Source organism: Enterobacter sp. MALB-1, from assembly GCF_041021625.1.
GTDB classification, from domain to species: Bacteria; Pseudomonadota; Gammaproteobacteria; order Enterobacterales; family Enterobacteriaceae; genus Enterobacter; species Enterobacter oligotrophicus.
The window spans coordinates 1,312,180-1,333,318 of sequence record NZ_JBDPJL010000001.1 but is presented as its reverse complement, the minus strand read 5'-3'; the positions used below and the strand labels follow the sequence as shown (position 1 = coordinate 1,333,318).

The following is a 21,139-nucleotide window of genomic DNA, read 5'->3' as shown; positions in this document are numbered from 1 at the left end:
TTCCTTCAAATAAAAATGCATTCTCGTGTTTTTGCAGGAACGAACATTGATAATTATCAAGCTAATCCTTCAGGAGTATCCTCAACGATCTAATTCAAAGGTTACCGTTGCAATTTGGCCCGTTTCATCCATGACGAGTAATTGATATTTGCCTGGCGAAGACAATTGAAGAGAATAATTCCTGTTTCGATTCTCTAAGGGTTCTCCATTTAAAAACCACCATCGCTGCCCTTCTCCACCGCTGGTCGAAACCGAAAGGGTCATATTTCCCTCGCCAGGGAGACGTTTAATCACCGCCCCCTCTCTGATACCCGAAAGTATTAACGGCGGCACGTTGTTATTGTCCAGCGGCGGGCAATGGGTTGAGGAGGCTGGCAGACGTGCCGCCCTTTTTTCAGCAGCGGGCAGCCAGGGCTCCAGCGGCAGTGGCCACACATCGACTATCTTCTCTGTTGCATCCGGGCAGTCTGCCGCAACGCGTTTACCTGTTTTATCCACCCAGATCGGGAAACGAATCCCGCGGATGCCTTCCTGCTCTGGCAGCAGTAGCGTCGGCGGTTCACTTCCCTCCAGCAGCCATGTTGAGAGGCGGCGTCGACAGTTTTCACTCCCTTCCGGCTGCGACTGACCACCAGGCCAGCAGATTACGCCCCGTCCCACGCCTGAAGGACGGGGATCGCGTGGCAATCGCGCCTCATCAATCGTTGAGCGAGACTGAAGCATATTATTCACCTGATTCAGCAGAGGCACAGCGCTCGCAAAACCAAACTGCCCCGCCACCGGCGTACCATCCGGTCGCCCGGTCCAGATGCCAATGACGTAACGAGCGTTGATCCCGATGGCCCACGCGTCGCGGTAGCCGTAGCTGGTGCCGGTTTTCCACGCCAGCGGCGCGACCTGCGGCAGGGCGTTATCCGGCAAGGGTTGCGCTTCATTAGCCAGAATACGGCGAATAATCCACGCAGAGCCTTGCGATAATAAAGGGCGCTCGATCAGCGGATCGCCAGGCTGTAAACGTAATCGCCCGGCTTTACCGTGTCGGGCAAAAGCGCTGTACGCGGCGGTGATGTCAGCCAGTCGCGCACCAGCGCCCCCCAGAATTAAGGACAAATTAGGCTGCGCACCCGCAGGCAAAATGAGGGGTAAACCTGCATTGTTCAGCATCCCTGCAAAGCGTTTTGGACCGAACGCTTCCAGCACCTGAACAGCAGGCAGGTTGAGGGAACGCACCAGCGCTTCGCTCATGCTCACCGGCCCGTGAAAGCCACTGTCGAAATTACCGGGGCGATAATCCCCTGTTTTTCGCGGCACATCCTGGAGCAATGAGGCAGGATGAATCAGGCCATCATCCTGGGCCATGCCATAAATAAAGGGTTTTAGTACCGATCCCGGCGATCGAATGGCGTTGACCATATCCACATGGCTGAAGCGCGTGTCATCATTGATATCCACCGATCCAACCCAGCCGCGTACTTTCATATCCGTATGATCCACGACGATCATCGCTAACGAACTGCGCGCAGGCAGACGTGATTTCCAGTTCATCGCCAGCTCTTCAAGCTGCCGTTGCAGAGATGCATTAAGGGTAGTCACAATTTTTGTATCGCGACTTTTACCGAGCATCATGCGTGAAAAGAGTGGTGCCAGCTGTGGCATTTGCCGTGGAGCCAGCCATACGGGCTCCTCGCGGGATTCTTTAACCTGTTCTGCCGACCAGACGCCCTGGGTCACCATTCGCTCAAGAACTTTATTACGTGCCGCTTCCGCGCGTTCCGGCCAGCGGTCAGGACGTAAGCGGCTTGGTGCCTGCGGCAACACGGCCAGCAGTGCTGCTTCGGAATAACTCAGTTGTGACGGCGGTTTTCCCAGATAGGTCCAGCTTGCCGCGCCCACCCCCTGCAGCGTGCCGCCAAAAGGGGCCCGGTTGAGATAAAGCGTGAGAATGTCTCGTTTAGAGAGGTGCCACTCCAGCTGAATAGCACGCCAGAGCTGACGAATTTTGCCGCCAAAAGTGCGCGGATGAGGATCAAGAAGACGTGCAACCTGCATAGTGAGCGTGCTTCCCCCGGAAACGACCTTCCTGGAACGGAGATCCTGCCAGGCGGCACGCAGTACGGAGAAAGGGTTTACACCGGGGTGATCCCAGAACCAGCGATCTTCATACTGGATCAGGGCATCAAGATAACGCGGGGAAACCTCTTCAATGGTAACCGGATAGCGCCAGATGCCTTCGCTGTCGGCAAAGCGCCAGAGCGGCGTACCGTGCTCATCCACAACCACCCGCGCAGGATTGACCTCTTTCAGGGGCAACGGCCACAGGCGGTCAGCAGCAATTATCAGCCCCCATAAAACGAGAAGCGCTCCCGCCAGCCACAGCCAGCGGGAGCGTATCAGACGAGCCATAAGCATATTAAGGAACAACAATCAGCGGACCACTGGCCGCCCCCGTTGCCCGCCACTGCGGAACATACATGGACTCGACCATCGGAACCGGCACCTGGTAGGTACCCGGCGTTACGGCACGAGCCAGATAGACCAGCGTGACCGGCTGACCTTCATTGACTGGTACTGCCGCCACAAAGCGATCGTCACGGAATTCCATATGCTGAATATCCGCCTGCTGCATCTGGCTGAGCAGGTTCTGCACTTCGCTGCCGCTGTCCTGCAGGCTGGCGCTGCTGTTCGCCAGGTTCTGATTTTCCAGCTCCAGCCCTGCCGGAAGCAGGTCAACCACCAGCGCATCCGGCACATTCTGGCTGGCTTTGACCTCAAGCCACACCAGCACCAGCTCGCCGCTCTTGAGAGAAGAGAGGGATTTCGTGCTGCCGTCTGTCGCCAGAATATGACGTTCAACCTGCAAGACATTAGAAGACGGCTGAGGTGCATATTCCGGATAACCGGTGCTGTCCAGGCGCACCCACAGCGGCGCGACACCAGTATTGGTGACCTGCAGCGCGCCAAGCTGGTCGCCGTTCAGGTTTTGTAGCTGCGGCTTATCGCCGCTTAAGGTGATATCAGAAAGTGAGGTTGTGGCCTGCCATGCCCCTGAGAGGGTTTGCAGCGAACGTCCGGCCAGGAATAGCGCATTGCTCTCCTGCGTGGATAGCCAGCGCTGGCTAAACGCCTCTTCAGACAAGGCGTTTAGCAGTGTGTTCTGCGCATCCGGCAGTAGCTTGTACTCTTCCAGAAGGGAAAGCATCAGTGCGTTGTCGCGAAGCTGACTGCCGTAATCCGCCATCCAGTTTCTGCTGTCGTTACGCGGCGTCTTGAGAGCCAGATCCAGCGCTTGCTGGCTGCGTGGTGCGTCACCCATCAATTTGAGCGCCATACCCAGTTGCATCAGCGGCAGACCGGAAGCGGCCTGCGCGTGGCGATCCCAGATCTCACGCAATGCACCAAGCGGTGCTTTTTGCTGACGCGCCAGCACCAGCGCAGCATAAGCCTGCACGGCAAACTTACTGGCCTGCGTGTCGTCGCTATAGCGGATGGACATCATGCCTGGGTCCTGCAGATAGCGCAACAGTCGGTTGTTAGCGTTGTTTACCGCATCAGTGGGGACGCTATAGCCTTGCTCTCCTGCGCGAACGAGGAAATCTGTTACATAGGCTGTCAGCCAGTATTCTTCCGGGCCGTTTTTATCCCACAGCGCGAAACCGCCGTCGTCACGCTGCATTTGCAGCAGGCGGGAGATACCGAGATCAATAGCCGCACGACGTTTATCGTCCGTATCACCTTTGATGCCAAGCGCTGCCAGCTGCGCCGCGTTGGTATAGAGCGACGGGAACAGACCGCTGGTGGTTTGCTCCAGACATCCGTAAGGATAGGCCTGCAGTTCGCGAATATAACGCGCCAGATTGAGAGGCGGTTTGCCGCTGAGCAACAGTTGCCCCTGCAACGTTGCCGAAGAGAAACCGTTGATATGCTGTGCTGGTGCGGTCCAGGACTCGCCAGGGTTTAGCATGGCACCAGTATTCACCGTCTGCGCCGGGAAGGCCGGACGCACACCAATTTTCCAGCTCTTCTGCTGCGGTGTAAACGTCTCACCAGGCAGTTGAAGGCCCGTCACCTGAGAGGTAAGTTCCCCGTCGCCATAACCATCCAGCGCACGCACAGGAATAAACATCGTACTGCGCGCGCCAGGCGGGAGCTGTACCGGCTGGGGCTGCGCCCCTTCAAGTGCCAGCTTACCGGACGCCGTTAATGCAATGTTCAGCGTTTGCGGCTGGTCGGTCAGGTTGGTCAGATCAAGCGTCAGCCGTGAAGTATCGCCACTTGCCAGGAAGCGCGGCGTGTTAAGTTCGGTGATAACCGGTGCGGCCACAATCACCTTGCTCTCACTGCTGCCGAAATCGTCTTCCGTCCATGCCTGCGCCATCAGACGCAGCTCACCATTGAAATCACCAATCGGCAGCGTAATGGTGCCTTCACCATTGGCATCCAGCGCTACCGGTTGCGCCTGCTGGGCGATGATCGTGACGTGGTTCACCGGCGGTTTACCGCCGCGCTTCAGCTCGTCACCGTCACCACCGAATCGCAGGGCAGCCATACGTCCCTGCCCTTCAATCACCTGGCCGTAGATATCGTAGATATCCGCGCCGTAGCGCTTCTGACCGAAGAACGCCTGCCACGGATCTGGCGTGACGTAATCAGTAATATTCAGTACACCGCTGTCTACCGCTGAAACGAGCACATTCACTTTTTGAGGTACGGCCCCCTCTTTCACACTGGCTTTTACCTTCACGGACAGCGTCTGGTTTGGACGTATCTTCTGCGGGTTTTCCAGCGCGATGTTCAGGCGGCGATTCTCGTCGCCCATCGGCAGATGCAGCAGACCAACCGCACGTTTCGGCGTAGCGGATTTGGATTTATCGCCAGGACGCACCACCAGTGTGCTGAGGTAGAGGTCGTGACGTTTCCAGGTTTTATCGACCGGAATATCCAGATCAAGGCCGTTTGCCGGTACGTCGATCTCTTTCCACCACAGCGGCCCCTCGCTGGATTCGATCATCGCGTAGCCTTTACCCGCAGCCGGAGCGGCGATATGCAGTTTGAGGGTGTCGCCTGGCTGGTAGGACGGTTTATCCAGTTTCAGGGTCACGCGGTCAGGACGCGCCGCACCCGTGCCGTCGCTGTTATCCTGCCAACTGTAGCCAGCCCAGAAGCGCACACTGCTCACCATTTCGTCAGGTGCTTTGACTTCCAGGCGATAAGAGCCCCACTCCACCGGGAAGGTGACTTTTCCCGTTTCATCGGCCTTGAGGGTCAGTTCCTGCTCGCCTTCAACCAGATCTTTTTGATCAAACTGAGACTGCCAGCCATCGCTCTCTGACCAGTTCCAGTAGTAGTCACGACGCTCGCGGATCAGACGTACCTGTAGCCCGGAAACGGCTTTTTTAGCCCCACTGGCATCGGCATAGACGATGTCAAAGCTGGCATTGCCGTTTTCATCAACGATAGGCTGGTTGACGGTGGTATCAGTGCGATAGTCGTAAACCGCCTTGCTGGCGAACTGCGGACGGATGCCTGGCAATGTCGTTGCGGGCCAGATAGCCTGCTCAGCGCGACGCGTCACCGGACGACCGCCCGACTCAAGCAGGCTGGCCTGCAGGATCAGTTGCAGCGGGGAGTGCACCTCTTTCCACTGACTTTCGGTTGTGACCTGGCCGCGGCCCTGATCATCCAGCGTAAGCTGAACCTCGTCCAGACTGCGGCTCAGGTTCTCCTCGGCGATATCACCAAACTGGAAGCCCGGCAACGCAGCGACGGCCTCACGTAACGGCCGCAGGAAAAGCTGGCCTTGCAGCGTATTACCGTTAGCGGGTGCACCATACAGGTAATATCCCACCACGTTAAAGTCCACATCATCCTGCGGTGAAACTGGCGCTTTTTGTCCCGTCAGGTTCAGTGCCATCCGCTCCGGCATAAAATCTTCAACATGGAAGTCCCACAGACGCTGCAGGTTATCGCCCGTATTGGCGCGGATATGCCACATGCCGGTCTGCGCCCCGCTGTCGAGCGGATAGTTAAAGCGATAAAGACCGTTTTCCGGCTGGATAACGGTGGTGCGTGCCACCTGCCCGTCCGGACGCAGCACATCAAGTTTTATCGGCTGCGCAGGCAATGGCTTACCGTCGCTGTCGCGCAGTAAACCATTGAGGATCACCGTTTCGCCCGGACGATAGAGATCGCGCGGGCCAAACATAAAGAACTGTTTGCTGTATCCTGGCGCACCCGCAATATCAAACTCCGCCAGGTCAAGCGCCGGGAGTTTGAGGTCGAGCAACGTGGTCTGGCCGTCCTTGCTCGCCAGAATCAACGCCGCCTCTTTATCAGTTTCGAGTTTTGCATGACCGTCCGCATCGCTGTTTGCCTCAGCAAGGGTCTGCCCTTTATCGTTCAGCAGCGTAACGGTCACACCAGATTGTGCCGCGCCGTTTTCCAGGCTCTGGGTGAAGATGTCCAGACGATTATGGTAACGGTGAGCGGACAACCCAATATCACTTAAGGTAAAGAGCGTGGCGGCATTACTGTAGTTGTAGTGCCCGGCCTGGTTCATCACCGCAATGTAGACGCCAGACTGCTGAAGCGGCTTAATATCCCGCAGCGGCAGCAGCAGTTTTTCACGCGTGTTGCGCGCCGGGTTAAGGTCAAAACGACCGGTATAAACCAGCTCAGCCATCTTCAGCAGATTGTCAGACTCCCAGTTGGTCAGGGAGTTACGGTATTCCCACTGGCTGACAAACGAGGCCAGTGACTCCGGCTTCACGCGGTAGAAGTTCACATCCACATTATTGACGTTAAGCGCCATCACCGGCAGGCCTTCAACGACTTTACCCGGCAGCAGCGAGCCACGGCTGGCGAAACCCACGGTCGGTTCAACATCTCTTGTGGTCAGGGCTTTTTCGTAATCAATACCAAAAGTCGCTTTGTTCAGCGCCTGCAGATTACGTTCAACGGTGACGACCAGATTACGGTTTGGCTCCAGGTGGCGCAGGCGCAGCTCTTTCAGGTTTGGCGCAAGTTCCCACGCCCCGTCCACTTTGCCGCTTTTTTTATCAACCACATGCACCGTTTTGGCGAAATCCTGATCGGGATTCAATGGAACAGAGAAGGTCAGCACCAGCGTGGCGGCACCGTCGAGCTGAATCTCAGAGGCATCCAGCAGGGTCAGCTCTTTGCCCTGACTCTGTGCGGCCAGTTTTGCCAGCTTTTCTGCGTCTGGTTTTTCCGGTGCTTTTGGCGTCGTGGCGGTAGATGCTGCGGGAGCCGCTACCTGAGGTTTTTCATCGCTGTTATCACAGCCGACAAGCGTGAACGTGGTAAGTAGCGCGAGAGCAATCGCGGCTAAGCGAAACGGTTTCATCCTTTGTCCCTGGCCCGTGGAGCCTGTTGGTCGTCATCCGGATAAGTATTATCCGCAAGTTTCATTAATACAAAAAGTCCAATTTTAGAATCTGGAATGCTTCTCGCAACTTGCGCGCGCTAAGAACACCGGCCCAGTTACGCCGATCACACCCTTAAACGTTACATGTTACCTTTCAGGTCATTTGTTTTTAAAACAACAAGATAGATGGATGCACAGGCTCATTGCCTGCTAGTTTTAAGCCTGAGACGCACGCAGAGTGCGCGGTTCAAAAAGAGAGAAAGCCATGAAACGAGCCGTGAACGCCTTACAAAATTTCGGAAAATCACTTTACGGTCCTGTACTTATCTTACCCATTGTCGGTCTGTTTATCGCCTTTGGTAATGTGCTGGGTAACGGCAACCTGGCTGAATATCTGCCGTTTTTGGGGCATCCGCTGATTCAGCATATTGGCCAGTTGATCGCCAAATCTGCCGTGTCGGTGCTGGTTAACCTTGCGCTGGTGTTTGCCGTTGGCATTCCGATTGGCCTGGCCGCACGCGATAAAGGCTACGCGGCGTTGATTGGCCTGGTCACTTTTGTGGTGTTTATCAATGCCATGAACGTCACGCTGCAGTTACAGGGTGCACTGGCACCCGCAGATCAGATGAAAGCCGCCGGGCAAAGTATGGTGTTGGGCGTTCAGGTGCTGGAGATGGGTGTCTTTGCTGGTATTTTGACCGGAACGCTTTCTGGATACCTGTACAACAAATACTCCGGCGTACAGTTTAACGGCGCAATGGCGATTTACTCCGGCCACTGCTTTGTCGCCATCGTCATGCTGCCCGTCTCTATGCTGCTCGGCGTGCTGATGAGCGAACTTTGGCCATTTGCCCAGCACGGTATTAGCGCGATGGCGCTCGCCATCAAAGGCTCTGGCCCGTTCGGCGTAGCCATCTACGGTTTCCTTGAACGTATTCTGGTGCCGACCGGCCTGCACCATCTGGTCTATACACCGTTCCTCTATACCGAACTGGGCGGCACGCAGGAGGTGTGCGGCGCAACCTATCAGGGCGCACGCAACATCTACTTTGCCGAGATGGCCTGCCCGGAGGTGAAGCAGCTCAGCAGCACCGTAGTGTGGGATGCACGCGGCATCAGCAAAATGTTTGGCCTGCCCGCCGCCGCACTGGCAATGTACATGACCGCAAAGCCAGAGCGTAAAGCTATTGCGAAAGCGATTCTGATCCCGGCGGCGCTCACCTCCCTGCTGGTGGGCGTGACCGAGCCGATTGAGTTCTCCTTCCTGTTCGTTGCGCCGTTGCTGTTCGTGGTGCATGCGGTGCTGACCGGCATCGGCATGATGCTCTTTTCTCTGCTCGGCGTTCACGCTATCGGCGCGAACGGGATTATTGATTTCATTCTTTACAACCTGCCGCTCGGCACGGAGAAGTCCAACTGGCCGATGTACATCGTGGTCGGGCTGATCATGTTCGCCCTCTACTTCGTGGTGTTCCGCTTCCTGATCCTGCACTTCAACATGAAAACGCCAGGACGTGAGGATGAAGATCAGGAGACGCGCCTCTACAGCAAGCAGGAGTACCAGGCGAAGGGCAATAACGACGGGCTGGGCGAGTCCATCGTGGTGGGTCTGGGCGGCCGGGAAAATATTGAAGTGGTGGATAACTGCTACACCCGCTTACGCGTCACGGTGAAGGACATCGCCATCATCGACGAGCCACGCCTCAGGGCGACCGGCGCGAAGGGGATTATCAAACAAGGTAACAACGTTCAGGTGGTCTACGGGCTGCATGTCAAAAAAATGCGAGAAGCCGTTGAGACGTTTCTCTGAAAGGAGCTAAAGATGTTTACACCCCCGTTTATTCTGTCTATTGCCGGCGGCGGCAGCACCTACACGCCAGGTATTGTGAAAAGCCTGATGGTGCGTCTGCAGGATTTTCCGCTCGCTGAAATTCGCCTGTATGATATCGACGAAGCGCGCCAGAACACCATTGCGCCGGTGGTTGAGAAAGTCATTCGCGACCACAGCCAGAGCATTAAATTCTCCGTGACAAGCGACCCGGAGGTGGCCTTCAGCGGCGCGCACTTTGTTTTCGCGCAAATGCGCGTCGGCCAGTACAAAATGCGTGAGCAGGATGAGAAGATCCCGCTGCGTCACGGCGTGGTCGGCCAGGAAACCTGCGGACCCGGCGGGCTGGCGTATGGTCTGCGGACGATCCTGCCGATGGTGGAGCTTATCGATCGGGTGGATCGCTACGCGCATGAAAAAGCCTGGATCGTTAACTACTCTAACCCGGCGGCGATCGTCGCGGAAGGCGTGCGCCGCCTGCGCCCGAATGCCCGTGTGCTAAACATCTGCGATATGCCGGTGGCCGCGATGCGCAATATGGGGGCGATTCTGGGCGTGGATCGCCACAAGCTGGAGGTGGACTATTTTGGTCTGAACCACTTCGGCTGGTTTACCCGTGTGCTGGTGGACGGCGAAGATAAACTGCCGGAACTGCGCCGCCATATCGCGAAGTTTGGTCTGCTAACGGAAGATGCGGCGAAAACTGACCCGCAGCATTCCGATCCATCGTGGGTGAAAACCTGGCGCAACATTAAGCCCGTCATGGACAACTTCCCGGAATATCTGCCGAACCCGTATCTGCAGTATTACCTGATGCCAAACCAGATTGTGGAGCACCAGAACCCGGACTATACCCGTGCCAACGAAGTGATGAACGGGCGTGAGAAAAAACTGTTTGCTGCAGCCGAAGAGTACAAGCGTACCGGGATTTTGCCGGATGCCTTCCACGTGGGTGTACACGGTGAGTTTATTGTCGATGTCGCCCGTTCGCTGGCCTTTAACCTGCGGAGCCGCCATCTGGTGATGGTGGAAAACCGCGGCGCAATTACCAACCTGCCATACGATGCGGTGGTGGAAGTGCCAGCCTATATCACTTCCGAAGGGCCGGAACCCATCCGCGTGGGCCAGGTGCCGCTGTTCCATCAGACACTGCTGCAACAGCAGCTCGCTTCCGAACAACTGCTGGTAGAGGCGACCATCGAAGGCAGCTATGAGAAAGCGTTGCAGGCATTCACCCTGAACCGTACCGTGCCGACCATGGAACACGCGAAAGCGATTCTGGATGAGATGATCGAGGCCAACCGGGAATACTGGCCTGCGCTGCAAAAAGCCTGGCAAAACGGCGAAGCGGTGAAAAAATAAGGGCTTGCTCGCGAGTTGAACGTGGTTTGCTTGTCGGTGTCAGAAAAAACACCGACAATCCTTTTTTACGGAAAAGAATGGAGGCAACCATGTCCACTTCATATTTTGTCGCCGCCGACTGGCTGATTGAGCACGGTGACGACCCGGAAGTCCAGATTATTGACGCGCGAATGGCTCCGCCGGGGCAGGAGCATCGCGACATTCCCGCCGAATACCGTGCAGGGCATCTGCCCGGCGCGGTATTTTTTGATATCGAAGCCCTTTCCGATCACACCTCTCCCCTGCCGCACATGCTGCCACGCCCGGAAGCCTTCTCCGTGGCGATGCGTGAACTTGGCGTGAATCGCGACAAACATCTGGTTATCTACGACGAAGGTAACCTCTTTTCCGCACCGCGCGCGTGGTGGATGCTGAAAAACTTCGGCGTCGAAAAAGTCTCGATTCTGGCGGGCGGTCTCGCAGGCTGGAAGCGCGATGAACTGCCGCTCCAGCAGGGTGACGTGACGCTACCAGAAGGGGAGTTCGATGCGACATTTGACGCGAACGTGGTAAAACGCCTGACTGACGTACTGGTGGTCAGCCATGAAAAAACGGCGCAAATCGTCGATGCCCGCCCTGCCCCACGTTTTAATGCTGAAGCGGATGAACCACGTCCAGGGCTGAAGCGCGGCCACATTCCGGGCGCACTGAACGTGCCGTGGGGCGATCTGGTGTTTGAAGGCGAACTGAAAACCACCGACGAACTGCGCGCTATATTTGTCCGTCAGGGCGTTGATTTGCATCGTCCGATTATTGCCAGCTGCGGCTCCGGCGTGACGGCGTGCGTGGTCATTCTGGCTCTCGCAACGCTGGGAGCAAACGATGTGTCGCTGTATGACGGCGCATGGAGTGAATGGGGTGCACGCGACGACCTGCCGGTTGAACCCGCAAAATAATGGATAACCGCCTGGCAACGTTGCTAACGCGCGGGACGTCACTGACCCGCGCAGAGTATCGTGTGCTCGCCCACCTCACGGAGCATCCGCTACTGGTGGGCAACATCACGGTACGCGAACTGGCGCAGGCGACATTTGTCTCGACCGCCACCATCATGCGCTTATGTCAGAAACTGGGTTTTAGCGGCTTTAGCGAGTTTATCTGGCACTGCAAGCAGTTACTTTCAGACACGCCACACATTGCCGTCCAGGGGCAATCCCTCCCGGAACTGCCCGCGCTGTTCAGCCAGTTTATCGCCAATTATCAGCAAACTTTTCAGTGGGTGACACAAGACAAGCGTCAGCAGTTTGCCGATCTGCTCCGCCAGAAAGAGAGTTTTTTTCTCTACGGTGCGGGGTTTTCTTATCTCTTCGCCGAGTACCTGACCAAGAAATTGCAGGTGCTGGGCAAAACGGCATTTATCTCCGGGCCAGGTGACAGCCGGAACATTTTCCTCAGTAACGCCGCACGCTATCAGGTATTTATTGCCGTCTCCCGCAGCGGTGAAACGGAGCAGGTGCTCGATAAAGCGCGGATCGCCAAAAATGTCGGCATGAAGGTCGTCGCTTTTACCCGCGCCTCTGCGAATACGCTGGCGGGGATGGCGGATCTGCATTTCGCGTTGTATGACGAAGCGGTGCACTACGCCGCCGAAGCGGCAGGCGTAACGTCGTTTGAGTCGAACCTGGTACTTTTAATGGATTTACTGCTGCTGGAAGCAACGGGGTGAAACCACCCCGCTGTAATCAGATGATGCGGTTGGTCTTGAGATCGCGCAGGAAGCCGCCCCAGCGACGCTCATAAAATGGCGTGATGTGCTCGGTAATAAAGTGGCTGATGCCTTTCTCGCCTTTTTTCACCTCACAAATATCAATCGGTTCATCGCCCGGCAGCGTGTCGGTAGCTACGCTTCCCGTTGCCTGAATGATCTCGTCAATATCACCGTCAGCCTCAATACCAATCAGCAGCACTGGCTGCTCGTCGGCGCTCTCTTTAATGGAGCAGAGGAACGCGCGTTTCACCGGCTTGATGGTTTTGAACAGCGTGGTCAACGAGTCAATCATCTGCGCAGGCGGTTCGGCCACTTCAGACAGCAGCAGCGTTTCGCCCCCTTCCAGCACTTCCTGCGTGCTGAGCGGGTTACCCTCTTCGCCAATCAAATGGCTGATTTCACGCGGGGTGAACTCTTTTCCGGTCGGCAGTTTGGCATTGAGGAACAGCGTTTCGCCCAGCGTCATTTCAAACAGGGTACGCACCGGCATCACCACAAACGCCTGCTCATCTTCAACTGCTTGCTGCAATGCTTCCAGAGAGGTAAAGAACGGGATCACCGAGGTGCCATCGTCTTTCTCCCAGTGCAGCAGATCCAGCGCGCTGTCTTCCACAACCTGTTCGCCTTCCGCAGCGGTTCCCGGCACCCAGACGGTGGATTCCAGCAGCGTGCGGAAAAACGCCGGACGGTGGGCGGGCTCGGTCGCCGCCTGCTCCAGCAGGGTTTCTAATTCGTTTTTGGTTTCAGACATAACAATTCCAGATGATGCATTTCCCCCTCACCCCGGCCCTCTCCCTCAAGGGAGAGGGAGCAAACCATCCCCTCTCCCCCTGGGAGAGGGTTAGGGTGAGGGCAAAAAAGATTACTCAGCCGTCAGCAGGTTCGCCACGGTACGCACGCCCAGGCCAGTCGCGCCCGCTGACCACTGCTCAACCGCCGCTTTACGGTACGTCGCGGAGCAGTCAATGTGCAGCCAGCCTTCGTGATAATTTTCAACGAAGTGAGACAGGAAGCCTGCCGCTGTGCTTGCCCCCGCCGGGTACGCTGCGCTCGCGGTGTTGTTCAGCTCGGCGAAGTTAGACGGCAGCTGGCTACGGTGGAACTCGGCCAGCGGCAGACGCCAGAACGGCTCGTTTTCCGCAGCCGCGCTTGCCAGCAGGCGAGCGGCCAGCTTATCGTCGAAGCTGAACAGGGCGTGGTAGTCGTTGCCCAGGGCGGTTTTCGCCGCACCGGTCAGGGTCGCCATGTCGATAATCAGCTCTGGCTTCTGCGCAGAGGCATCGATCAGGCCATCGGCCAGTACCAGACGGCCTTCCGCGTCGGTGTTCATCACCTCAACGTTTTTACCGTTGCGATAGCGGATGATGTCGCCCAGCTTGAAGGCATTACCGCTCACCATGTTGTCCGCGCAGCACAGGTAGAGCTTCACGCGCTTGTTCAGACCGCGAGTGATAGCGAACGCCAGCGCACCGGTAACGGTCGCCGCGCCGCCCATGTCGGACTTCATGGAGTCCATGAACGCGCTCTGCTTCAGACTGTAGCCGCCGGTATCAAAGGTAATGCCTTTCCCGACCAGGCAGGCAAAGACAGGCGCTTCTTTATCGCCGGTTGGATTGTAATCCAGCGCCAGCAGGACCGGAGGGCGTTCAGAACCACGGCCCACGGTGTGGATACCCATGTAGTTCTGCTCGCGCAGATCTTCACCTTTGGTAATGCGGTAGGACATCTTGTCGCCCGCCACGCCGCACAGCAGGTCAACGGCACGCTGCGCAAGCTGCTCCGGGCCTAACTCTTCCGCCGGGGCGTTGATGGTGTCGCGCACCCAGTCGATGATTTTCAGGCGGCTTTCCAGCTCTTTCTGACCGGCTTCATCGAGGCTCGCCCACTCAATTTTGCGGGTGCCTTTTGGTCCTTTGTAACCCGCCCAGAATGCCCAGCTACGGTCAGTATCCCAGCCTTCGCCGTCCAGAGACACATGTTTAATGCCCAGACCGTCAATTTTGCGTGCGGCGCGCTGAATCAGGCCGGTATCATCGTTGCCCGTCAGGTGCAGAGTAATACCGTCGTTGTTGATGCTGTACGTGGCTTTTTCGCCCCAGCGTGCGTCAGCAGGCTGGTTGGAGAGCGTAATCTTCATCGCTTCGGTCATTTTATTTATCCTTATTAGCAAACGGGCCGCCTGAAGGCAGCCCGTTAAGTGATTTACTCTGCTTCATCTAACCAGACTAACAGAATCGCCTCCAGAATTTTTTCATTGGATGCGTTTGGATCGTCGTCGAAATCCTCTAAATCGCAGATCCACTGATGCATATCGGTGAATCGTACGGTCTTCGGATCGAGATCCGGGTTCGCGTCGTAGAGCGCTTCGCCGATTTCACGGCTGTCTGTCCACTTCAGTCCCATATTAATGCTCGCGTGCGTGGTTGATGGTGTAGCGTGGGAATTCCACGACCAGATCTTCATCGGTCACCAGCGCCTGGCAGCTTAAGCGGCTGTCTGGCTCCAGACCCCATGCTTTATCCAGCATGTCGTCTTCGTCTTCGGTGCTCTCGGCGAGAGAGTCAAAACCTTCACGCACCACGCAGTGGCAGGTGGTACAGGCACAGGATTTCTCACAGGCGTGTTCCACCTCGATACCGTTGCGCAGGGCAACATCGAGAATGGTTTCACCGGTCTTTGCTTCCAGAACAGCGCCATCCGGACAGAGGTCCGCATGAGGCAAAATAACAATCTTTGGCATATTAAACCTCGTCCACGGACTGGCCTTTCAGCGCGACGCGGACAGATTTGTCCATGCGGCGAGCAGCAAAGTCCTGGGTTTGTTTATCAACGTTTTTAATGGCTTCTTCTATTGCGTCAGCGTCATTGCCTTCTGCGACTGCGCTTAAGTGCGCGGCAGCGTCGTCAATCACCTGGCGCTCAGCGGCGCTTAACAGCGCGGCATCGGCAGCGAGCGCGCCGTTCAGGCTTTCCAGCACGCGTGCGGCTTCAACTTTCTGTTCCGCCAACATACGCGCCTTCACATCCTGCTCGGCGTAGCTCATTGAATCCTGAATCATGGAGGCGATTTCGCCATCGGTCAGACCGTAGGACGGCTTCACCTGGATGGACGATTCCACGCCGGTCGATTTTTCCATCGCCGTGACGCTCAACAGGCCGTCCGCATCCACCTGGAAAGTGACGCGAATATGCGCCCCGCCCGCAGGCAGTGCCGGAATGCCGCGCAGCGCAAAGCGCGCCAGAGAACGGCAGTCCTGCACCAGTTCGCGTTCGCCCTGCATCACATGGATGGACATCGCCGTCTGGCCGTCTTTAAAGGTGGTGAACTCCTGCGCACGCGCCACCGGAATGGTGGTGTTACGTGGGATCACTTTCTCCACCAGGCCGCCCATGGTTTCTAAACCCAGAGACAGTGGAATAACGTCCAGCAGCAGCATTTCACTGTCCGGCTTGTTGCCAACCAGAATATCGGCCTGGATTGCCGCGCCCACGGCAACGACTTTGTCCGGGTCAATGGAGGTCAGTGGCGTGCGGCCAAAGAATTCGCCTACACGTTCACGCACCAGCGGTACGCGCGTTGAGCCGCCGACCATGACCACTTCCAGCACTTCGTCAGCTTCGACGCCCGCATCTTTTAATGCGCGACGACAGGCCAGCAGCGTGCGTTTAACAAGCGGGGCAATCAGTTCGTTGAACTGGTCGCGGGTGATATCACCCTGCCAGCCAGCAACCTTCACGTTTACCGACTGCGCATCGCTCAGGGAGATTTTGGCCTCGATAGCCGCATCCAGCAGTTCACGCTGTACGCGCGCATCGCTGCGATCGGCAATCCCCGCCTGCTCGCGGATGTAATCCGCCAGCAGATGGTCGAAGTCATCGCCGCCCAGCGCGGAATCCCCGCCGGTCGCCAGCACTTCAAATACGCCACGGCTTAAGCGGAGGATGGAGATATCAAAGGTGCCGCCGCCAAGATCGTATACCGCAATCACCCCTTCCTGACCGGAGTCCAGGCCGTAGGCAATCGCTGCAGCAGTGGGTTCGTTCAGCAGGCGCAGCACGTGCAGGCCCGCCAGACGCGCGGCGTCTTTGGTGCCCTGACGTTGTGCATCGTCAAAATAGGCCGGAACGGTGATGACTACGCCGTCTAAATCGCCGCCAAGCGTCGCCGTAGCACGCTCCGCCAGCGCTTTAAGGATGTCAGCGGAAACGCGAATCGGGTTCAGCAGACCAGCCACCGTTGCGATCATCGGCAGGCCATTTTCACTGGCCTGGAGCTGATACGGCAGATGCGGGTAGCGGGTCTGAATGTCGGCCAGCGAGCGGCCCATCATGCGCTTAACAGAGCTGATGGTGTTGGCCGGATCGCGCGCGGCGTTGGTGCGGGCATCAAAGCCGACCGCGTGGCCCTGCTGCGTGTAGTGGACCACGGAAGGCAGCAGATGGCGGCCCTGCTCGTCGGCCAGCGTTTCCGCCTGGCCGCTACGCACGGTCGCCACGAGGGAATTGGTGGTGCCGAGATCAATACCCACCGCCAGACGACGCTGGTGCGGTGCGGCACTTAAGCCAGGCTCACTAATTTGTAATAAGGCCATAATTGCTTCCGAAATTAAAAATCGAGCAGCTTTTCTTCGAGTTGTTCAGCACTGCTTCGCAGTTTATCGAGAAAACGGAGTTTGCGCACAGTGTCTGCCGCCACGTCCCAGGTCTCGTTGTTCAGTTGCTCCACCATCTGCTGATGGCGGGTATCGAACATACCCTTCACGCGCCTGATAAAGCCTTCCAGACGCGCTTCGTCTTTGGCCTGTTCAATCTCATCCAGCTCTTCACGCAGCTCCAGCTGTTCCATCAGAAACGCGGTGTCACGGACGGTGTGCTGTTCGCTTGCCAGGTCAAAGCCGTGAAGCGAGAGCAGATATTCTGCACGCGCCAGCGGATGGCGCAACGTCTGCCAGGCCTGGTTGATGGTCGCGGATTGCGAAACCGCCGCCAGTTGTTCAGCCTGTGTGCCGCTGGCAAATTTGTCCGGATGGTACTGACGTTGCAGATCCTGAAAACGGATCGTCAGCGACTGGAGGTCAATCGGGTATTGAGCGGGTAGTCCGAAGAGAGTGAAGTAATCCATAACAATCTCAGGGGTAGCCTGTCAGAACAAACCCCACGCGTAGCAAAGCCACGGTGGGGTTTCGGATAACGCGTGGTTAAACGTGGAAACTTTCGCCGCAACCACACTCGTCTTTGACGTTCGGGTTCGTGAATTTGAACCCTTCGTTCAGGCCTTCTTTGACGAAGTCCAGCTGAGTGCCGTTGAGGAATTGCAGGCTTTTGCCATCGACCACCACCTTCACGCCCTTGTCTTCAAACACGGTGTCGTCGGACGCCGGTTCATCAACAAACTCCAGTACGTAAGCCATACCAGAACAGCCGGAGGTGCGTACGCCCAGTCGCAGGCCAAAGCCTTTACCACGGTTCGCCAGAAAAGAGCTTACTCGCGCGGCAGCGCTGTCGCTAAGGGTAATCGACATACTCAAACCTCAATTATTTTGCTTCACGTTTGCTTTTATAATCCGCAATGGCGGCTTTGATCGCGTCTTCTGCCAGAATAGAGCAGTGAATTTTCACCGGCGGCAGTTCGAGTTCTTCAGCAATATCCGTGTTCTTGATTGCCTGTGCTTCGTCCAGAGACTTGCCCTTCACCCACTCGGTGACCAGGGAGCTGGACGCGATAGCAGAACCGCAGCCGTAGGTCTTGAAGCGCGCGTCTTCAATGATACCTTCATTGTTGACTTTAATCTGCAACTTCATCACGTCGCCACATGCCGGTGCACCGACCATGCCGCTACCGACAGATTCATCGCTGTTGTCAAAAGAGCCAACGTTGCGCGGGTTCTCGTAATGATCGATAACTTTTTCGCTGTATGCCATGATTGAATTCTCCTTATGTACCGATTAGTGATGTGACCATTCAATGCTGTTCAGATCCACGCCCTGCTTGAACATTTCCCACAGTGGAGAAAGGTCGCGCAGACGGCCGATGGAGTTACGGACCAGCTTGATGGTGTAGTCAATCTCTTCTTCGGTAGTGAAACGACCTAAAGAGAAACGGATAGAGCTGTGTGCCAGCTCGTCAGTCATGCCCAGCGCGCGCAGCACGTAGGATGGCTCAAGGCTTGCGGACGTACAGGCAGAACCGGAAGAGACGGCCAGGTCTTTCAGGGCCATGATCAGCGATTCGCCTTCAACATAGTTGAAGCTGACGTTGAGGATGTTCGGCGCGCCCTGCTCGAGATCGCCGTTCAGATACACTTCTTCCATATCTTTCACGCCGTCCCAGAGACGGTTACGCAGCGTGCGCAGGCGCGCCATCTCGGTTTCCATCTCTTCTTTCGCAATGCGGTACGCTTCGCCCATGCCCACGATCTGGTGAACAGGCAAGGTGCCGGAACGCATGCCGCGCTCGTGACCGCCGCCGTGCATCTGTGCTTCGATGCGGATACGTGGCTTACGACGAACGTACAGTGCGCCGATCCCTTTCGGGCCATAGATTTTGTGGCCGGAGAAGGACATCAGATCCACTTTCAGCTGGCTCAGGTCGATGGGCAGTTTGCCCACACTCTGGGTCGCATCCACGTGGTAAATGATACCGCGCGCACGGCACATTTCGCCGATGGTCGCGATGTCCTGCACGACGCCGATTTCGTTGTTGACGTGCATGATGGAAACCAGAATGGTGTCATCACGCATCGCTGCTTCGAGCGCTTTGAGGTCGATGATCCCGTTGCTCTGTGGCGCGAGGTAAGTCACTTCGAACCCTTCACGCTCCAGCTGACGGCAGGTATCCAGCACGGCTTTGTGTTCGGTTTTGCTGGTGATGATGTGCTTGCCTTTTTTCTGATAAAAGTTAGCTGCACCTTTGATCGCCAGGTTGTCGGATTCGGTCGCGCCGGAGGTGAAAACAATCTCACGCGGGTCGGCACCGACCAGGTCAGCAATCTGATTACGGGCGATATCAACCGCCTCTTCAGCATGCCAGCCAAAACGGTGTGAACGAGACGCTGGGTTACCAAAGTTTCCGTCCAGGGTCAGACACTGCATCATTTTCTCGGCAACACGCGGGTCCACCGGCGTGGTTGCGGAGTAATCGAGATAAATCGGTAATTTCATTGCTCTTTAAACTCCGTACATCGCTTCAATGCAAGGAATCAGGCAACCGGCTGGATGTACGACCGAGTACACGGGGCGAGTGAACGCCCCGGCCTGATTCTGAAATACTTATCTTTTTATTACGCGCGTAATTTAACGTCGATTGCGTCTTGCGCGCGGGTGCTGCGTTGTGATTCATGGCTGTGCTGACGACCAGACACATCCAGCACTTCCTGGTTATTCACCAGCTCACCGAGGGTGATGTTGTTCAGGAAGCCGGTCAGACGGTCGCTCAGATCGCGCCACAGCGCGTGGGTCAGGCACTTGTCGCCGCCCTGGCAGCCGCCTTTACCCTGGCAACGGGTCGCGTCAACGGATTCGTCAACCGCGCTAATCACTTCGCCAACCGCAATACTGCTGGCGTCTTTACCCAGCAGATAACCGCCGCCTGGGCCGCGAACGCTGGAAACCAGTCCATTTTTACGCAGTCTGGAGAACAGCTGTTCCAGATAAGAGAGGGAGATCCCTTGTCGTTCAGAAATATCAGCCAACGGAACCGGGCCCGCTTCGGAGTTGAGCGCAACGTCCAGCATCGCGGTCACGGCATAACGCCCTTTAGATGTCAGTCTCATGTCTTACTTAACCTCAAACTCGCCCCTGCCCGGGGTTTTTTATTGTAAAATGGGGGTATTGCATAGCAGGGCCAAGTCTGACATTCCTGACTAAATTGGTCAACTATTTACTTGACTGTTTTAGTCAGGTATTTAACCTTCTGTGCCTTCATAATATAGGTGCGGCCTGATGCCCTCACCCCGCCCCTCTCCCACAGGGAGAGGGAGAATGCGTCGTAGGCCGCGTAGCGAAGCGCCACCCGGCGAACAGACGACACTATTCCTTATTCTTCTGCTCAATCGACGCCAGAATCCCGCGCAGGATGTTGAGTTCCTGACTTTCAGGGCGCGCGCGGGTGAACATACGGCGCAGCTTGTTCATCACCTGACCTGGGTGGCCTTCGCGGATAAAGCCGGTTGAGAGCAGCGTCTGCTCCAGATGACCGTAGAAACGCTCAAGGTCATCCACCAGCGGGTAGGCCATCTCTTCTTTCGGTTCGACCGGTTGCTCCTGCGTCGCCAGCCAGGCCATACGCACTTCGTAGGCGATAACCTGCACTGCCATCGCCAGGTTCAGCGAGCTGTACTCCGGGTTTGCCGCAATCGCAACGTGGTAGTGACACTTCTGCAGTTCGTCGTTAGTCAAACCAACGCGCTCGCGGCCAAACACCAGCGCCACGGGTGCCTGCTCAGCTTCCGAAACACTTTTCAGGCCGCATTCGCGTGGGTCCAGCATCGGCCACGGCAGCGTGCGGGAGCGCGCGCTGGTGCCGACGACCAGGCTGCAACCGGCGAGGGCTTCGTCCAGCGTATCAACGATCTGCGCGTTGCCGATCACGTCGCTGGCACCGGCCGCCAGAGCGATAGCCTGCGAGTCTGGTTTCACCAGTGGGTTAACCAGCCACAGGTTCGTTAAGCCCATGGTTTTCATAGCGCGGGCAACAGAGCCCATATTGCCGGTGTGCGATGTTTCGACCAGCACGATTCGAATGTTTTGCAGCATAGTTTTTAGGTGTCTGAATTCAGTGTCTGAAGAATATTCGGGCATATTATCATAAACGAGAGAC

At 56.7% G+C, this 21,139-nt stretch carries 17 protein-coding genes; 4 read left to right on the top strand and 13 right to left on the bottom strand.

The window, feature by feature from the left end; translation table 11 throughout:
- Positions 1–81 precede the first annotated feature (81 nt).
- Together pbpC and ABGB15_RS06405 are read right to left on the bottom strand one after the other, a co-directional pair.
- Entirely contained in the window at positions 82–2,409 is a 2,328-nt protein-coding gene (gene pbpC, locus ABGB15_RS06410) for a peptidoglycan glycosyltransferase PbpC (RefSeq protein ID WP_215723655.1), read from the bottom strand.
- Position 2,410: 1 nt separating this feature from the next.
- A complete protein-coding gene (locus ABGB15_RS06405; RefSeq protein ID WP_313327552.1) occupies positions 2,411–7,363 on the bottom strand; it encodes an alpha-2-macroglobulin in 4,953 nt (1,650 codons plus the stop codon).
- 286 nt (positions 7,364–7,649) lie between these two features.
- Here ABGB15_RS06405 and ABGB15_RS06400 point away from each other — a divergent pair, with 286 nt between their 5' ends.
- The 4 genes from ABGB15_RS06400 to ABGB15_RS06385 all read left to right on the top strand — a co-directional run bounded on the left by ABGB15_RS06400 (position 7,650) and on the right by ABGB15_RS06385 (position 12,279).
- The gene (locus tag ABGB15_RS06400; RefSeq protein WP_313327554.1) at positions 7,650–9,194 is read left to right on the top strand and encodes a PTS transporter subunit EIIC; all 1,545 of its coding nucleotides are present in this window, start codon (positions 7,650–7,652) and stop codon (positions 9,192–9,194) included.
- Between the two features lie 12 nt (positions 9,195–9,206).
- Positions 9,207–10,574 (top strand): 6-phospho-alpha-glucosidase, encoded by a 1,368-nt coding sequence (locus tag ABGB15_RS06395; protein ID WP_215723658.1) that lies wholly within the window; start codon positions 9,207–9,209, stop codon positions 10,572–10,574.
- Between the two features lie 89 nt (positions 10,575–10,663).
- A complete protein-coding gene (gene sseA / locus ABGB15_RS06390) occupies positions 10,664–11,509 on the top strand; it encodes a 3-mercaptopyruvate sulfurtransferase (RefSeq protein ID WP_152081854.1) in 846 nt (281 codons plus the stop codon).
- Positions 11,509–12,279 carry a MurR/RpiR family transcriptional regulator gene (locus tag ABGB15_RS06385; protein WP_215723659.1) on the top strand — a complete coding sequence of 257 codons (771 nt, stop codon included), beginning with the start codon at positions 11,509–11,511 and terminating at the stop codon, positions 12,277–12,279. The genes sseA and ABGB15_RS06385 overlap by 1 nt, the downstream gene beginning before the upstream one ends.
- 16 nt (positions 12,280–12,295) lie before the next feature.
- On the opposite strand, the gene sseB is transcribed toward ABGB15_RS06385, so the two are convergent.
- The 11 genes from sseB to trmJ all read right to left on the bottom strand — a co-directional run bounded on the left by sseB (position 12,296) and on the right by trmJ (position 21,075).
- The gene (gene sseB / locus ABGB15_RS06380; RefSeq protein ID WP_215723660.1) at positions 12,296–13,072 is read right to left on the bottom strand and encodes an enhanced serine sensitivity protein SseB; all 777 of its coding nucleotides are present in this window, start codon (positions 13,070–13,072) and stop codon (positions 12,296–12,298) included.
- A 111-nt stretch (positions 13,073–13,183) separates the two neighbouring features.
- On the bottom strand, positions 13,184–14,470 hold the full coding sequence (pepB, locus tag ABGB15_RS06375; RefSeq protein ID WP_215723661.1) for an aminopeptidase PepB: 1,287 nt from the start codon (positions 14,468–14,470) through the stop codon (positions 13,184–13,186).
- A gap of 53 nt (positions 14,471–14,523) precedes the next feature.
- Positions 14,524–14,724, bottom strand: a complete 201-nt coding sequence (iscX, locus tag ABGB15_RS06370) for a Fe-S cluster assembly protein IscX (RefSeq protein WP_003860650.1) — start codon at positions 14,722–14,724, stop codon at positions 14,524–14,526.
- A gap of 1 nt (position 14,725) precedes the next feature.
- On the bottom strand, positions 14,726–15,061 hold the full coding sequence (gene fdx, locus ABGB15_RS06365) for an ISC system 2Fe-2S type ferredoxin (RefSeq protein WP_014071345.1): 336 nt from the start codon (positions 15,059–15,061) through the stop codon (positions 14,726–14,728).
- Position 15,062: 1 nt separating this feature from the next.
- Complete coding sequence (hscA, locus tag ABGB15_RS06360) at positions 15,063–16,913, bottom strand: Fe-S protein assembly chaperone HscA (protein ID WP_369064147.1); 1,851 nt, start codon at positions 16,911–16,913, stop codon at positions 15,063–15,065.
- Between the two features lie 14 nt (positions 16,914–16,927).
- On the bottom strand, positions 16,928–17,443 hold the full coding sequence (hscB, locus tag ABGB15_RS06355) for a co-chaperone HscB (RefSeq protein ID WP_152081860.1): 516 nt from the start codon (positions 17,441–17,443) through the stop codon (positions 16,928–16,930).
- Between the two features lie 76 nt (positions 17,444–17,519).
- Complete coding sequence (iscA, locus tag ABGB15_RS06350) at positions 17,520–17,843, bottom strand: iron-sulfur cluster assembly protein IscA (RefSeq protein ID WP_003860659.1); 324 nt, start codon at positions 17,841–17,843, stop codon at positions 17,520–17,522.
- Between the two features lie 13 nt (positions 17,844–17,856).
- Complete coding sequence (iscU, locus tag ABGB15_RS06345) at positions 17,857–18,243, bottom strand: Fe-S cluster assembly scaffold IscU (protein ID WP_003860661.1); 387 nt, start codon at positions 18,241–18,243, stop codon at positions 17,857–17,859.
- Positions 18,244–18,267: 24 nt separating this feature from the next.
- Positions 18,268–19,482 carry a cysteine desulfurase gene (gene iscS, locus ABGB15_RS06340; protein WP_148384568.1) on the bottom strand — a complete coding sequence of 405 codons (1,215 nt, stop codon included), beginning with the start codon at positions 19,480–19,482 and terminating at the stop codon, positions 18,268–18,270.
- A 119-nt stretch (positions 19,483–19,601) separates the two neighbouring features.
- On the bottom strand, positions 19,602–20,093 hold the full coding sequence (gene iscR / locus ABGB15_RS06335; protein WP_014071350.1) for a Fe-S cluster assembly transcriptional regulator IscR: 492 nt from the start codon (positions 20,091–20,093) through the stop codon (positions 19,602–19,604).
- A gap of 256 nt (positions 20,094–20,349) precedes the next feature.
- The gene (trmJ, locus tag ABGB15_RS06330; protein ID WP_215723663.1) at positions 20,350–21,075 is read right to left on the bottom strand and encodes a tRNA (cytosine(32)/uridine(32)-2'-O)-methyltransferase TrmJ; all 726 of its coding nucleotides are present in this window, start codon (positions 21,073–21,075) and stop codon (positions 20,350–20,352) included.
- Positions 21,076–21,139: the final 64 nt, after the last annotated feature.

Coding starts and splice junctions, on each gene's coding strand:
- ABGB15_RS06385 (WP_215723659.1), top strand. CDS start 11,509: ATGGATAACCGCCTGGCAACGTTGCTAACGCGCGGGACGTCACTGACC.
- ABGB15_RS06405 (WP_313327552.1), bottom strand. CDS start 7,363: ATGAAACCGTTTCGCTTAGCCGCGATTGCTCTCGCGCTACTTACCACG.
- sseA (WP_152081854.1), top strand. CDS start 10,664: ATGTCCACTTCATATTTTGTCGCCGCCGACTGGCTGATTGAGCACGGT.
- sseB (WP_215723660.1), bottom strand. CDS start 13,072: ATGTCTGAAACCAAAAACGAATTAGAAACCCTGCTGGAGCAGGCGGCG.
- iscR (WP_014071350.1), bottom strand. CDS start 20,093: ATGAGACTGACATCTAAAGGGCGTTATGCCGTGACCGCGATGCTGGAC.
- hscB (WP_152081860.1), bottom strand. CDS start 17,443: ATGGATTACTTCACTCTCTTCGGACTACCCGCTCAATACCCGATTGAC.
- iscU (WP_003860661.1), bottom strand. CDS start 18,243: ATGGCATACAGCGAAAAAGTTATCGATCATTACGAGAACCCGCGCAAC.
- hscA (WP_369064147.1), bottom strand. CDS start 16,913: ATGGCCTTATTACAAATTAGTGAGCCTGGCTTAAGTGCCGCACCGCAC.
- ABGB15_RS06400 (WP_313327554.1), top strand. CDS start 7,650: ATGAAACGAGCCGTGAACGCCTTACAAAATTTCGGAAAATCACTTTAC.
- pepB (WP_215723661.1), bottom strand. CDS start 14,470: ATGACCGAAGCGATGAAGATTACGCTCTCCAACCAGCCTGCTGACGCA.
- fdx (WP_014071345.1), bottom strand. CDS start 15,061: ATGCCAAAGATTGTTATTTTGCCTCATGCGGACCTCTGTCCGGATGGC.
- ABGB15_RS06395 (WP_215723658.1), top strand. CDS start 9,207: ATGTTTACACCCCCGTTTATTCTGTCTATTGCCGGCGGCGGCAGCACC.
- iscA (WP_003860659.1), bottom strand. CDS start 17,843: ATGTCGATTACCCTTAGCGACAGCGCTGCCGCGCGAGTAAGCTCTTTT.
- iscX (WP_003860650.1), bottom strand. CDS start 14,724: ATGGGACTGAAGTGGACAGACAGCCGTGAAATCGGCGAAGCGCTCTAC.
- trmJ (WP_215723663.1), bottom strand. CDS start 21,075: ATGCTGCAAAACATTCGAATCGTGCTGGTCGAAACATCGCACACCGGC.
- pbpC (WP_215723655.1), bottom strand. CDS start 2,409: ATGCTTATGGCTCGTCTGATACGCTCCCGCTGGCTGTGGCTGGCGGGA.
- iscS (WP_148384568.1), bottom strand. CDS start 19,482: ATGAAATTACCGATTTATCTCGATTACTCCGCAACCACGCCGGTGGAC.